This window comes from Desulfothermus sp. (genome assembly GCF_053993635.1).
Genome location: NZ_JBMYBT010000086.1, coordinates 1 through 13,531 on the forward strand (window position 1 = coordinate 1; position 13,531 = coordinate 13,531).

At 36.1% G+C, this 13,531-nt stretch carries 11 protein-coding genes; 1 reads left to right on the top strand and 10 read right to left on the bottom strand.

From position 1 onward, the window contains the following. Positions 1 to 196: 196 nt before the first annotated feature. From ACY2V1_RS06750 to alr, 3 genes are all read right to left on the bottom strand, one after another. Positions 197 to 2,188, bottom strand: a complete 1,992-nt coding sequence (locus ACY2V1_RS06750) for an ATP-binding protein (RefSeq protein ID WP_461834031.1) — start codon at positions 2,186 to 2,188, stop codon at positions 197 to 199. 84 nt (positions 2,189 to 2,272) lie between these two features. After that, entirely contained in the window at positions 2,273 to 3,556 is a 1,284-nt protein-coding gene (locus ACY2V1_RS06755) for a bifunctional folylpolyglutamate synthase/dihydrofolate synthase (protein WP_461834032.1), read from the bottom strand. A gap of 34 nt (positions 3,557 to 3,590) precedes the next feature. Continuing rightward, positions 3,591 to 4,733: an alanine racemase gene (gene alr, locus ACY2V1_RS06760; RefSeq protein WP_461834033.1), complete on the bottom strand. Its 1,143-nt coding sequence runs from the start codon at positions 4,731 to 4,733 to the stop codon at positions 3,591 to 3,593. Between the two features lie 441 nt (positions 4,734 to 5,174). On the opposite strand from alr, the gene ACY2V1_RS06765 reads away from it, so the two are divergent. Continuing rightward, positions 5,175 to 7,421 (top strand): cache domain-containing protein, encoded by a 2,247-nt coding sequence (locus ACY2V1_RS06765; RefSeq protein WP_461834034.1) that lies wholly within the window; start codon positions 5,175 to 5,177, stop codon positions 7,419 to 7,421. A gap of 163 nt (positions 7,422 to 7,584) precedes the next feature. Here ACY2V1_RS06765 and ACY2V1_RS06770 read toward each other — a convergent pair whose 3' ends face one another. The 7 genes from ACY2V1_RS06770 to ACY2V1_RS06800 are packed head-to-tail and all read right to left on the bottom strand — an operon-like array spanning position 7,585 to position 13,516. After that, positions 7,585 to 8,208 (bottom strand): flavodoxin family protein, encoded by a 624-nt coding sequence (locus ACY2V1_RS06770; RefSeq protein ID WP_461834035.1) that lies wholly within the window; start codon positions 8,206 to 8,208, stop codon positions 7,585 to 7,587. A gap of 18 nt (positions 8,209 to 8,226) precedes the next feature. Further along, a complete protein-coding gene (locus tag ACY2V1_RS06775) occupies positions 8,227 to 8,991 on the bottom strand; it encodes an SDR family NAD(P)-dependent oxidoreductase (RefSeq protein WP_461834036.1) in 765 nt (254 codons plus the stop codon). Between the two features lie 11 nt (positions 8,992 to 9,002). Continuing rightward, positions 9,003 to 9,824, bottom strand: a complete 822-nt coding sequence (locus ACY2V1_RS06780; RefSeq protein WP_461834037.1) for an enoyl-CoA hydratase-related protein — start codon at positions 9,822 to 9,824, stop codon at positions 9,003 to 9,005. Positions 9,825 to 9,855: 31 nt separating this feature from the next. Beyond that, a complete protein-coding gene (locus tag ACY2V1_RS06785) occupies positions 9,856 to 10,110 on the bottom strand; it encodes a 3-hydroxyacyl-CoA dehydrogenase NAD-binding domain-containing protein (protein ID WP_461834038.1) in 255 nt (84 codons plus the stop codon). Positions 10,111 to 10,161: 51 nt separating this feature from the next. Continuing rightward, on the bottom strand, positions 10,162 to 11,298 hold the full coding sequence (locus ACY2V1_RS06790; RefSeq protein ID WP_461834039.1) for an acyl-CoA dehydrogenase family protein: 1,137 nt from the start codon (positions 11,296 to 11,298) through the stop codon (positions 10,162 to 10,164). Between the two features lie 38 nt (positions 11,299 to 11,336). Further along, complete coding sequence (locus ACY2V1_RS06795; protein WP_461834040.1) at positions 11,337 to 12,584, bottom strand: thiolase family protein; 1,248 nt, start codon at positions 12,582 to 12,584, stop codon at positions 11,337 to 11,339. Positions 12,585 to 12,625: 41 nt separating this feature from the next. Then, positions 12,626 to 13,516 carry a 3-hydroxyacyl-CoA dehydrogenase family protein gene (locus ACY2V1_RS06800; RefSeq protein WP_461834041.1) on the bottom strand — a complete coding sequence of 297 codons (891 nt, stop codon included), beginning with the start codon at positions 13,514 to 13,516 and terminating at the stop codon, positions 12,626 to 12,628. Positions 13,517 to 13,531: the final 15 nt, after the last annotated feature.

Here is a 13,531-nt window from a genome sequence, read left to right on the forward strand (position 1 = left end):
ATGACAAAACATCTTTTCCCTTTTGTGCTACAGCTATGTTGTAACCTTCACTAAGCAAAATATTACCTAATACCTGTAAATTATGAACATTGTCGTCTACTATTAAAATAAGTTTTGACTTATCCAAGACTAGTCCTTTCATAAAATAAAAACTGATTTTGTTAGTACATATTTTTTTAATACGTACTTTTTGCTTTCAATAATATATTAATCTCTTTATCTTCTCTAATATACATTTTATTCCCACTATATCACATGCCTTTATCCCTGTTATAAGTGCTTCACCTATATTTTTTGCTTCTTTAATTTTATATTTATCTGCAATCTCATTCCATTTTATAGCAAGTTCATATATTTCATTAAATTCTATCACTCCTTCTATATTATGTATCTTTTGTCCTATATTTTTATTTATCTCATCTATAAAATAGCGTGGAATATTATTGATATATTTAAAAAAATCAGTTTTAATATCGTTGTCTTGAACCTTTAAAAACTTCTTAAGTGTGTCTATTAATTTACATCTCTCAATTGGCTTTAAAAGATATCCATCAAAATATTCATTTATCTCATCTAGTTTGTCTTTAATAGATATCGCAGTTACTGCTATTATGGGAATATCTTTAAATTTATCTTTCTGTCTCAATTTTTTGGTCAGAGAAATCCCATCCCACTCAGGCATTCGGATATCCATTAGCACAACGTCAAAGTCCATATATTGAAGCATATCATAGGCAATCTTTGGGTTAGTACTTCCTGTAACTATCAAACCTGTATCTTCTAAAAAATTTTTTATTACTTCGATATTGTAATAAACATCATCAACAACTAAAATAGATCCACCAACAAATTTTATATTATGATTTTCTTTGTCTATATTGGAAACTGTATTAAGAGAAGTAGAGCCAATTTCCACGTCCCTTAAATAGACCTTAAACACACTCCCTTTTCCCACTTCACTCTCAACACTAATTTCTCCACCCATAAGTTCCACTAACTTTTTTGTAATGGCAAGCCCAAGCCCAGTTCCACCGTATTTCTTTGTCCTTTGATTGTCTTGTTGTCTAAAATTTTCAAAAATTACCTCATGTTGGGATTTCGGTATCCCAATTCCAGTATCTTTCATCTTAATTATAATATCTGCCTTTCCAAGCCCCTTGTATTTCTGAGTAAGGCTAATTCCAACATAACCAGAATCTGTAAATTTTATAGCATTGCTAATTAAATTCATAAGTATCTGTCTTATACGCACCTCATCTAAAATCAGGATATCTGATACCTTGGGATCAATATCAACTTTAAATTCCAAACCCTTTTTCTCTGCCTTATCCCAAAAAATAGAACGCATCTCATAAACCACATTTTTTATGTCTATGGGTTCTGGTTGCAGTTTAAGTTTACCAGCCTCTATCTTTGATAGGTCCAGGATATCATCAATTAATGCTAAAAGATTTCTCCCACTGGACAGTATAGTTTCTAAAAACTTCCTATGCCTCTCGTTAACTGTTTCACTTAAAAGGGTCTCAGCAAAACCCAATATTGCGTTCATTGGGGTCCTGATCTCATGGGAAATATTAGCTAAGAACTCCGACTTTGCCCTACTAGCTGCCTCTGCTGCCTCTTTGCTTTTTTCAAGCTCCTTTTGAGCCTGTTTTATCTGAGTAAGGTCCCTTGCAACACACACGCTACCTATTACTTTGCCATTTTCTTTAAGCACGCTAATGGACATCCCCATGGGTAAAAATTTTCCACTCTTTGTCTTAACACCAATCTCAAAATCCCTCACATAGCCCTTGGTTCTAAGCTCTGTTAACATCCTATTTAAAGTCTCTTTGTCTTCATAGAGGTCAAAAGCAGATTTGCCTTTTAATTCTTCAAAGCTAAAACCAAATAGCTCTTCTGCCCTTTTATTCCATCTAATAAATCTTCCCTTTGCATCTACAATGCCTATTGCATCTGCTGAATTATCAAGGACGTTCTTAAAATAATCCCTCTCTTTTTTAAGTTCATTCTGTGCCCTTTTTAATTCGATTAAATCTTGAGCAACCTCCATTAAAGTCTTGGAGCTTGAGCTCGCATCAATAGCCCTTTCATACTCCATTATAAGGAGCTCAAGCTCCTGGTTCCTCTTTTTTAAGCCTTCAATCTGATTTAAAAGATATTGTTCAAATTGTACTTCTCTATCCATAATTAGTTAAAGCCTCTAATACAAAATGCCACCAATAAATCCAACGCCCAAAAAAAGATTGTTTCCTTTGCTATACCCATATATCTACGCTTCTTCTGTAGGATAATTGATAGGATCCAAAATACTCAAAGCCTCTCCAACAGTAAAGAGGGAACCAGTAATAAGAATCATATCGTTTTCATTTGCTATATGCTCTGCCCTTACTATAGCTCTCTCTAAATTATTTATAATTTCATATTTATGCACTTTTTTATATTGTTCTTTTAATTTAAAAGGATCCATTGCCCTGTAGTAATTTGGACGTGTATAAATAGTAAAATCTGTCATTGGCACAATTATATCTAATATCTCTTTTGTGTCTTTATCCTCCATAATTCCAATAATCAGTATAAGTTTATCATATTCCATATTCTTTACAGATTCCTTAAGTCCATGCATTGCAGCTATATTGTGGGCACCATCTAATAATATAATTGGTGCTTTGGAGACTATGTGCATTCTTCCTGGCCAAAATGCTTGTTTTACTCCATTAATTACATGTTCATCTTTAGTACTAAATCCTTTATTATTTAAAATTTCTATAGATGCTAAGGCTAGAGCTAAATTGTTTTTTTGATAAATTCCATTTAGTCCGCTTTTAAGACCATTATAATTATGATTTATACCATAATAATTGTAAACGCCATTTTCTTGAATACAAGAGAAATCCTGCTCTAATACATACATAGAAGCATTTTTTTTCATACAAATATCTTCAACTATTTGAATAGATTTTTCTTGATTAATCCCTGTTACAAGAGGAATTTTGTCTTTTATAATGCCTGCTTTTTCTTTTGTAATAGATTCTATTGTATTCCCAAGAAATTCCTGGTGCTCCAGCGATACATTAGTTATAATAGTCAAGATTGGATCTACAATATTTGTGGCATCTAATCTTCCCCCCATTCCTGTTTCCAAAATAACAATATCTACTTTTTTATCTGCAAAATACTTAATGGCCATTGCAGTTACTGCCTCAAAAAACGTTGGAGGTTCACTTTGATCCATGACATGTTTGATTAATTTCGTATAATGCACCACATCTCTTTTTGATATATTTTCCCCATTTATCCTCATCCTTTCAGTAAAGGAAACAAGATGAGGAGATGTGTACAGTCCAACCCTGTATCCAGCGTTCATTAGGATAAAATTTAAATAAGTTGCTACAGACCCCTTTCCATTTGTGCCCGCTATGTGGATAAATTTCAGGTCTTTTTGAGGTGTATCCAATTTTTTTAACAAATTTTCAGTTTTTGAGAGTCCAAATTTTATTCCATATTTTTGTAGTGAATACAAAAAATTAAGTGCATCTTTGTAGTCGTTTTCCATAATAAAACCCCACAACATCTATTTAAACATTAATTCAAAAATTCCCGATATACACCCGTTTTACCCTGGAAGTTATTTGAGATACTATTTCATAATTTATGGTTTTTGCCCACTCTGCCACCTGATCTGCGCTCAAATGGGAAGAATTATATGTCCCAAAAATAATCACTTTGTCTCCAACTGACGCATCTATATCAGTTATATCCACTACAAACTGGTCCATGCAGACCCTTCCGGCTATTTTAGCAGGTTTACCATTAATTAGCACAAACCCTTTATTTGACAAAATCCTTGGATAGCCATCAGCATATCCAACAGGAACAGTACCAAGGCGCGAGGTTTTATTAGTAATATAAGTAGAGCCATAACTCACTTTAAATCCTGGACAGACCTCTTTTATCTGGGTAATTCTGCTTATTAAGGTCATTGCTGGCTTGAGTTTTACACCTGAGGTCTCTTTTAAATACTTTGAAGGATAGAGTCCATAAAGCATAATCCCTGGGCGAACTATATCTAAATGGGATTCAGGAAATTGCATAACAGCAGCACTATTTGCTGCATGATATTTAATGTCGTCTCTACCAAACTCCTTTATTTCATTCATCAACTCCTTAAACAAACCTAGTTGTATCTTTGAATAAGAGAGGTCCTGTTCATCTGCCCTGGCAAAATGGGTATATATCCCTTCAATAAAAAACTCATCCACCTTTAAAAGCTCTTTGATATCACAAATAGACTGATTTTTTAATTTTTTATCTGATAGTACAAATCCAACCCTTCCCATCCCAGTGTCAACTTTTATATGAACCCGAAGTCGATATCCCAACTCCCTACATCTTTTTCTGTATTTTTCAGCCTGCTCTCTATCAAATATTGACACTGTAAAGTCGTATTTTTTTACAATTTCTAAATCAGAAACTGGTATGTATCCAAATATGAGTATATCTTCATAAATCCCATTTTCCCTCAAATTTACGGCCTCATCTAACCTCGCCACCGCAAGATATGAGGCCCCTTCAGATAGAGCAACCTTTGCCACTTCTCTGGCCCCATGTCCATACCCATTAGCCTTAACCACTGCCATTATCTCGGTGCTAGAGGGTATAATTTTTCTTATTTCTCTTAAATTATGCGCAATTGCATCTAAATCCACCATAGCTACTACTAAAGAATCCATTATTTCCTCCAAATTACAGAAAATTCTTATTAATTCAAAGGTTATAATTCACATTCAAATTACACCCTATCCACTTCTTACACCTATAAAAAAAGCCTAGCAAGAAAAATATACTCTAATATCTCTGAGACACAGATCAAGTTAAAATCTCCTTAATAACCAAAAGCAAGGTAAAGAGTTAAGAGCTGAGGACTATACTCAAAATATGGCAATATTTATTCTACCACCCAGTAAGTCAAATAAGATAACTACAATTCATTAAAAGAAGAGTAACGTATTGACATTTAAACAGAGTTTAACTAGACTAAATCTATAATAGAAATGTTTTTTTAGACTTAACTTTTTTCCTATTTTTAAATTTACCTGCATGACCAATGGATTTTTAACTCCTTATTTAGAAAGATATCATTAATTAGCCATATTCAATGGAGGTAAACAACCATGAAAGGATCAGTAATCAACAAGGCTATTTTTTTTATAATTTCTCTCTTAATCCTTGAAGGTCTGTTTTTTTTAGCCTTATTCCACATAGAAATAAACTCAATGTCGAAAAGGATTACCCACTCCACACAAAATAATATAAAAAATAACAAGATGGTGTCCTTAAAAAACTTAGTAGATGTGGCTTTCTCAGTTGTTGAAACCTATTATAAAAAATCTCAAGATATAGAAGCCTTAAAAAAAGCAAAGGCTAAAGAATTAAAAACAATTTTAGAGGGAGTAAAAAACCAAATTAATGCAGTTTTAAAGGAAAACCAGGGACGACCCAGAAACGTCATTGAAGAGAAAGTAAAGGAATTGGTCAAAAATTTCAGATACCATGGAACAAATTACATTTGGATTAATGACATGCATCCATATATGATAATGCATCCTATAAATCCAGCCTTAGATGGAAAAGATTTATCTAATTTTAAGGACAAAAAAGGGAATTATCTCTTTAATAATATGATAAAAGTATGTAAAGAAAAGGGCGGAGGAATGGTTACCTACTACTGGCCCAAGCCAGGTGAGCAGGAGGCCAAGTTAAAGGTATCCTATGTAATGTTAATCCCTCAATTAAACTGGATAATTGGAACAGGTGAATGGGTAGAAGATATAACCATAGAGATGCAAAAACAGGCACTTACACAAATAAATTCTATGCGTCTTTCAGATGGAAACTATTTCTGGATAAACGACTTAAAAGGTTACATGCTTGCCCATCCAAATCCCAAATTAATTAATAAAAATGTATTAGGTCTAAAGGACAAACGAGGCAAATTGCTTATTCAAGAAATGATCAATATATGTAAGAGAAAAGGGGCTGGATTTGTGGATTATTATTGGTCTAAAAAGGGAGAGCCTGGAGATGTTTTAAAAACATCTTATGTGAAATTGTTCAAGCCATGGGGTTGGATTATTGGAATGGGAATCTATATGGATGATGTCCAGAAACTTACCAAAGCTCAAATGCAACATATCCATAAAGCACAACATAATGTTATAATTAAAGGATCTGTTGCTGGAATAATTTTGATACTTATCATGCTAGCAATTTTATCTGTCTATTGTAATAAAAGCATAAAAAAACCGCTCCAATCCTTAGTTGGTTTTGCTGAAAATATCTCTAAAGGAAATTTAGATTCAAAAGTGGGAAAATCTTTAAAAGGAGAATTTTTTATACTTCAGCAGGCTATGGAAACAATGGTTGAAAAACTCAAAGAAAAAATCCAGGAAGCAGAACAAGAGAAAAAAGAGGCTTTAGAAGCCAATAAACAGGCCCATATAGCACTGGAAAAAGCAAAAGAAGCAAAAAGACAGGCAGAAACAGCTAAAAAAGAAGGAATGTTACATGTTGTACAGATTATGGAGGAAGTAATAGAACACTTAACCACTGCCAGTGAAGAGCTATCTGCCCAGGCCCAGGAAGTATCTCAAAACATGTCTGAACAAAAGGACAGGATTACAGAAGCGGCCACAGCAATGGAACAGATGAATGCCACTGTACTTGAAGTTGCCAAAAATGCAGCCCAGGCCTCAGAAAACTCTGATGCAACAAAAGTCAAGGCAGAAGAAGGTTTTGAAGTAGTTAATCAAAGCGTTAATCAAATAAACAAAGTTCAAGAAATCAGTCTCCAGTTAAGTAAAGATATGGAAGAACTCTTAAATCAGACACAGACAATTGGAAGGATAATAAATGTAATTAACGATATTGCAGACCAAACAAACCTCCTTGCCTTAAATGCTGCAATAGAAGCTGCCAGGGCTGGAGATGCTGGACGAGGATTTGCTGTGGTTGCAGATGAAGTGAGAAAACTAGCGGAAAATACTATGGCTGCTACCAAAGAGGTTGAGGAAAATATAAATCACATCAGGGTCTCAACAGAAAACAGCAATAAAAACTTTCAACAAATCTTAGAAGCAATAAAAATCGCAACAGAAAAGGTAGAACAATCTGGCAAAGTTTTAACAGAAATTGTGGAGCTGGCGCAAAGCAGTGCTGACCAGGTTCGTAGTATTGCAACTGCTGCTGAAGAACAATCAGCTGCAAGTGAAGAAATCACGAGATCCATTGAAACTATTAAAGACCTTGCAGATGCAACTTCAGAAGGTATGGAACAATCTGCTCTTGCCATACATGAAATGGCCCAACAAGCAGAAGAATTACGCCAGTTAATTGAAAAGATAAAGGCTGAAAACAGCTAACAATAATAAAGGCGTCCTCTTTTCAGGACGCCAATTACAACCATCAAAAATCAAAAAAATTGTCTACCTCTTCAAATATTTCAAAAACCTCTGGTCTATTTAGTAGGACAAAAATATATACCAGACTTTGCCATCGTGTCTTTGAAAGTATGGCTTCATTGTCCTAATTTTTTATTTTTTTTAGTTTATTAGCTATATTAACACCAAGATCATGACACATCTTGACTGTTAAGGCATCTTGTCCTACCCCTTTTTTCCATTTTATCTTCTCTCCCTCAAGATCATCAAACATCGTGCCCATTGCCCCAAGATTGTATATGCCTTTTTTGGGACTCCTTGCCTCCACAATATATAATCCATGGTGAATGAGAAAATTTTCCAAGATCAAGTTAGTGAGTTCTTGTCCTCCGTTTCTTAAACCCGCATGGGTCACTACAGCGCCTAATTTTCCCTCTAACAGGTTTTCACACATGTGCATCCAGCGTGTCCTATCCATAAATATCTTTAATTTACTTGTAACATTTGAAAAATACACAGGACAACCTATTATTATGGCATCAGAATTTAACATTTTCTCGGCAATTAGTCCCATATCATCATCTTTAATACTACATTCTGGTCGTATCAGACACTTGTTACATGCCCTACACAATTTAATGTCATAATCTGTCAATTCTATTAATTCAGTTTCTATCCCTTCAGATCTTATTGGTTCTAAAACCATATTCAACATCTTTGCAGTATTTTTTCCCTTTCTATGACTCCCATTAATAGCCAGTGCCTTCATAAGAATTCTCCCTTTTTCTTACATCATAGTCAGACCACCACTTACACTCAATACCTGCCCAGTAATATAGTTGGCTTCATCTGAAGCCAAAAACAAAACAGCGTATGCAATGTCCTCTGGTTTACCCATACGCCTGAGAGGTATGAATTTTGCCATTGCATCAAAGATCTTTCTGTTTCTCTCGCTGTCTTGTTTCATTTCATCTACTAAAGGAGTTTCTGTAGGACCTGGGCATACTACATTGACTGTAATTTTATGTCTTGCAAGTTCTCTTGCCATGGTCTTACTAAAAGAAATTACAGCACCTTTAGTTCCTGCATAAACTGCTTCTCCACTACTTCCAACCTTGCCAGCATCAGAACTAATTGAAATAATCCTTCCCCCATTCTTTTCAATCATATCAGGAGCTACACAATAGACACAATTTAACACCCCTTTATAGTTTATGGCAATTATTTTATCCCAAAATTCTGGTGATGTTTCAAGAAATGGCTGCATCTTGTCCCAACCAGCATTATTTATCAATATATCTATTTTACCAAATGTATCATGTATTTTATTAACCATTTCTTTAACAGAAGATAAATCAGAAACATCTGTTTTAATGGCTATTGCACTTCCCCCATTGTCTTTTATTTCTCTTTCACATTTTATAGCTTCATCTAATCTTATATCTGCAATCGCTACCTTAGCTCCTTGTCTTGCCAAAACAGTGGCAATTGCCTTTCCTATACCCCTGCCTGCACCAGTTACAACTGCTATTTTGTCTTTTAGCTCAAACATATCTCCCCCCTTTATTTTACATATTTCCAAAAATCTGGCTCCCTCTTTTCCATAAATGCCTTACTCCCTTCTGCTGATTCTTCTGTCCCATAATAGAGACTTAATCCTCCTACTCCCAGTTCTGTAACTCCTGATAGTCCCTCTGTATCAGCAAGAAATGCATACTTTAACATCTTCAAAGATGTAGGACTCTTTTTAAGTAATTCATTACACAAAAGATCAATTTCTTCATCTAATTTCTCTTGTGGAACCACCTTATTAACAAGCCCCATTTCAAAGGCCTCTTTTGCGCTATACAGTTTACACAAAAACCAGATTTCTTTGGCCCGTTTCATCCCAACATTTCTCCAGAGCTCTCCTGTGCCAAAGCCAGGATCAAAGCTCCCCACCCTTGGTCCAGCTTGCCCAAGTTTTGCATTTTCTGAGGCAACAGATAAATCACAATTTACTTGCCAAACATGGCCTCCTCCAACAGCATAACCATTCACCCTTGCAATAACAGGCTTTGGAATGTGCCTTATAAGAAAGGTCACAATCTGCCAACCAACTTCTAAGGGAAGTTCTGCAATGGTCCCCTTAATATCTTCAACACTGTATCCTTTGTATCCACCTAAATCCCTTATACTCTGATCTCCACCTGTACAAAATGCTTTGTTTCCTGCACCAGTAAATACAACCAACCCTACTTCTTTATCTGTCCATGCCATAATAAAGGCCTTTGAGAGTTCATACAAAGTAACTGGGGTACATGCATTATATTTTTCTGGACGATTTATAATTATCCACGCAACCTTTCCCCTTTTTTCATAAATTACATCATTAAATCTTGCCATCTTCTCCCTCCTTTGTTTTTTTTGCATTTGCTCATTCTGTGGTTGTTGCAAATATTGCATCTTTTTTACATATCAAATCAAGCTTTGAAAATACATCTTTAAAATTAATGTCTTCAGATATTGCCTCTACTACAATATTTACATCTTTTATTGGTTCATAATCAACTGTTCCATTTATAAGAGACATTCGCTGATTTGCATCTTCTTTTGTTAATTTTCCTTTGGTGATAATTATCCCTATTTGATCTTTTAGTTCGAGCCTCACGGTGTTTGTTAATTGGTTCATAACCATTCCCTTGGTTTTTATTTCATTGGAACTTCAAATATTTTTTGCAACCTATTTTTTATCTCCAATTATCTCGTTAGCAATTAAATTTCTCTGGATCTGGGAGGTTCCTTGAAGTATGGTAAATGCCCTAACATCCCTATACAGCCTCTCAATTGGATATTCCTTTATGTATCCATATCCCCCGTGTATCTGGAGCGCCTTATCTACCACCCGATTTGCCATTTCTGAAAGATACAATTTTGCTATTGATGCATCCTTTGAATAATTTTTGCCTTGGTCTCTTTTTAAAGCCGCATTGAACAACAGGAATTTACCAGCCTCAAGGTCCACTGTCATATCTGAGATCATCCATCTAAGGCCTTGATTTTTGCATATGGTCCTATTGAATTGGACCCTTTGTTTTGAATATTTAACAGCAGTATCAAATGCGGCCAAAGCTACTCCATAGGATATTGCAGCAATTCCAATGCGGCCAAGATCAAGCGCTAACATAGCGATCTTTACCCCTTCATTTTCCTTTCCTAAAAGGTTTTTTACAGGCACTTTTAAGTCTTCAAATATTATCTCTGTAATATCGCAAGCCCTAAGCCCCATTTTGTCTGCACTTTCACCTTGTAAAAAGCCTCGCATATCCCTTGTAACTATAAAAGCTGAAATATTATTTTCGTCTGTTTTGGCAAACACTATAAAGAGGTGAGAATTGGCTCCACCTGCGATCCATCTCTTTTTCCCATTCAAGACAAAGTAATCCCCCTCTCTTTTTGCAGTAGTGGAAATTGAATAAATATCTGAACCAGCACCCTCCTCGGATATGGCAAATGAACCCATATATTCCCCAGTAGTTAGTTTGTTTAAATATTCTTGTTTTTGTTCTTTTGTTCCAAATTTTGATATTAGCTCACACACCTGAGAATTATGTACAGAGGTTATCACGGCGGTTGATGCACATGCTGAAGCAATTTCTGATAGTGCCAAGACATAGGAGATGGTATCAACCTCCATTCCTCCATATTCCTCTGAAACAAGCATACCCAAAAAGCCAAGATCTGCCATAAGTTCAAGGCTTTCTTTGGGATAAATGCCATTTTCATCTCTTTCCATGGCCTTTGGCAAAAGCTCTTTTTTTGCAAATTCCCTGGCACTTTTTTGAATTAAGAGTTGCTCCTTTGTATATGAAAAATCCATTCTATCCTCCCACTCTAATTTTTGTTATTTCTGAAAAATTAATCGAACATTCCTTCAAATACCCCTGCTATGCCAAGTCCTCCACCGCCACATATACATTCAAGGCCATATCTTGCGCCTCTTCTCTTCATTTCATGTATAAGGGTAACAAGCACCCTTACGCCTGTACACGCTATTGGGTGACCCAAAGATATGCCACTTCCATTTACATTTATGCGAGGATAATGCTTTTCACTAAGTCCCATCATTTTTATATCTGCTAACACTTGTGCTGCAAATGCCTCTTGAATTTCAATAAGATCCATATCATTGATGGAGAGTCCAGCACCTCTTAATGCCTTTTTAGTAGCTTCTGGTACTGCTTCATAAGTATATCTTGGATCGCAAGCAGCAAGTGCAATATCTATGACTTTGACAAAGGGCTTAATATTTAACTGCTCTGCCTTTTCCCTAGACATTAGCACCACAGCTGCAGCCCCATCATTTTCTGAAGAGGAGTTTCCAGCAGTGCACACACCACCTAAAACTGGCCTTAATTTTTTCAGTTTTTCTATGGAGGTATCCCGTCTTGGAGTCTCATCTACCTCTACAACTATTACTTCTCCTTTTTTTCCCTTTATTTGAACAGGAACCACCTCTTCCTTAAATTTTCCATTATCCCATGCAGACGTAGCCTTCATATGGCTTTCATATGCCCATTTGTCACACTCTTCTCTTGATATGTTCTCTTTTTTTGCAGCAGTCTCAGCCCAGCTCATCATGGATACTAAGGTGCCATACCTTTCTATTGGTTGAGACATGACCCTGCCACGCTGAAGTCTGTCGTATAATGGTAATCCCCAAATAGACAGGTCTCCATGCCCTCTTGGCATGTTGCCTTTCCCACCTATGCCCCATCTAATACTGCCAGGAAGGTAAAATTCTGCATTACTCATACTCTCAACTCCCCCAGCAACCACTATTTCTGCTTGATCTGCCTGTATTAAAGATGCCCCTACACGAATTACATCCAGTCCTGTACAGCATCGCCTATCAATGGTAATCCCAGGGATATTATCAGGCCATCCAGCAGTCAAAAGGGACATACGGGCTATATTTACATAATCCCCATTTTGATAGGCCTGACCCATTATGACTTCATCCACGTCTTCTGGAGAAATACCTATTTTTTCAATAACCTTATTTAACACAATGGCCCCAAGGTCATACGCCTCAACATCCTTTAATGCTCCTCCAAATCTACCAACAGGGGTCCTCACTCCACCTACAATCACCACTTCCTTCATGACATCCTCCTTATCTCTTTTTCCTCAAAAGAATCTTTTTACTAATAATCAGCTACTCCTATCTTATTTCCGTTCTCATCATATAGATACCATCCCCTTCCAGTTTTTCTCCCAAGATGTCCGAGCCTTACCTTACGTCTTAAAATCTCTGGAGGATACCATCTAGGATCCTTTGTCTCTTCATAGATTGCCATAAGCGCGCCATGGGTGACATCTAATCCAACCATATCTCCTGTTTCAAAGATCCCCATTTTTCGACCAGCAGCAAGTTTTAATCCTTTGTCCACGTCCTCAACAGTGCAAACACCTGCTTCCACCAATCTCATTGCCTCCATTGTTGCTGGAAAATTGATGCGGTTTATTATAAAGCCTGGCACATCTTTTTTTACCAATATTGGTTCTTTGCCAAGGCTCTTTACAAACTCTTCCCCTAACTTAAAGGTCTCATCACTGGTTGTCATGGCCTTCACCACTTCTACTGCCTGCATCATGGGAACTGGACTAAAGAAATGAAGGCCTAGGACCTGTTCTCTACGATTTGTGCAAGCTGCAAGTTCAGTGACTGAAATTGCGCTGGTATTTGTGGCAATTATTGTGTGTTTGGGAGCTATTTTATCAATATTTTCAAATACCTCTTTCTTTAATTCCAGTTTTTCAAATACTGCCTCAATTACCAAATCTGCCTGGGCCGCTGCATCATATGAAGTTACTGGATTTATTCTTCCAATGATTGTCTCAACAGGCTCAGTTAATTTTCCTTTTTCCACAAACTTTGAAACTGACCAATTTATATTTTTCATTGCCCTATCCAGGGCATCTTTAGATATATCGCACATATAAACAGTATAGCCGCTCTGGGCACACACCTGGCTGATCCCACTTCCCATAAGGCCTGAACCTACTACAAAAACATTTTTTATATTAGAAACCATAATCATACCTCCCTT

Bases quoted from the DNA above. Each gene is read 5' to 3' on its own strand.
- ACY2V1_RS06785 (WP_461834038.1), bottom strand. From the start codon at position 10,110: ATGAACCAATTAACAAACACCGTGAGGCTCGAACTAAAAGATCAAATA.
- ACY2V1_RS06750 (WP_461834031.1), bottom strand. From the start codon at position 2,188: ATGGATAGAGAAGTACAATTTGAACAATATCTTTTAAATCAGATTGAA.
- ACY2V1_RS06790 (WP_461834039.1), bottom strand. From the start codon at position 11,298: ATGGATTTTTCATATACAAAGGAGCAACTCTTAATTCAAAAAAGTGCC.
- ACY2V1_RS06800 (WP_461834041.1), bottom strand. From the start codon at position 13,516: ATGGTTTCTAATATAAAAAATGTTTTTGTAGTAGGTTCAGGCCTTATG.
- ACY2V1_RS06755 (WP_461834032.1), bottom strand. From the start codon at position 3,556: ATGGAAAACGACTACAAAGATGCACTTAATTTTTTGTATTCACTACAA.
- ACY2V1_RS06795 (WP_461834040.1), bottom strand. From the start codon at position 12,584: ATGAAGGAAGTGGTGATTGTAGGTGGAGTGAGGACCCCTGTTGGTAGA.
- alr (WP_461834033.1), bottom strand. From the start codon at position 4,733: ATGGATTCTTTAGTAGTAGCTATGGTGGATTTAGATGCAATTGCGCAT.
- ACY2V1_RS06765 (WP_461834034.1), top strand. From the start codon at position 5,175: ATGAAAGGATCAGTAATCAACAAGGCTATTTTTTTTATAATTTCTCTC.
- ACY2V1_RS06780 (WP_461834037.1), bottom strand. From the start codon at position 9,824: ATGGCAAGATTTAATGATGTAATTTATGAAAAAAGGGGAAAGGTTGCG.
- ACY2V1_RS06775 (WP_461834036.1), bottom strand. From the start codon at position 8,991: ATGTTTGAGCTAAAAGACAAAATAGCAGTTGTAACTGGTGCAGGCAGG.
- ACY2V1_RS06770 (WP_461834035.1), bottom strand. From the start codon at position 8,208: ATGAAGGCACTGGCTATTAATGGGAGTCATAGAAAGGGAAAAAATACT.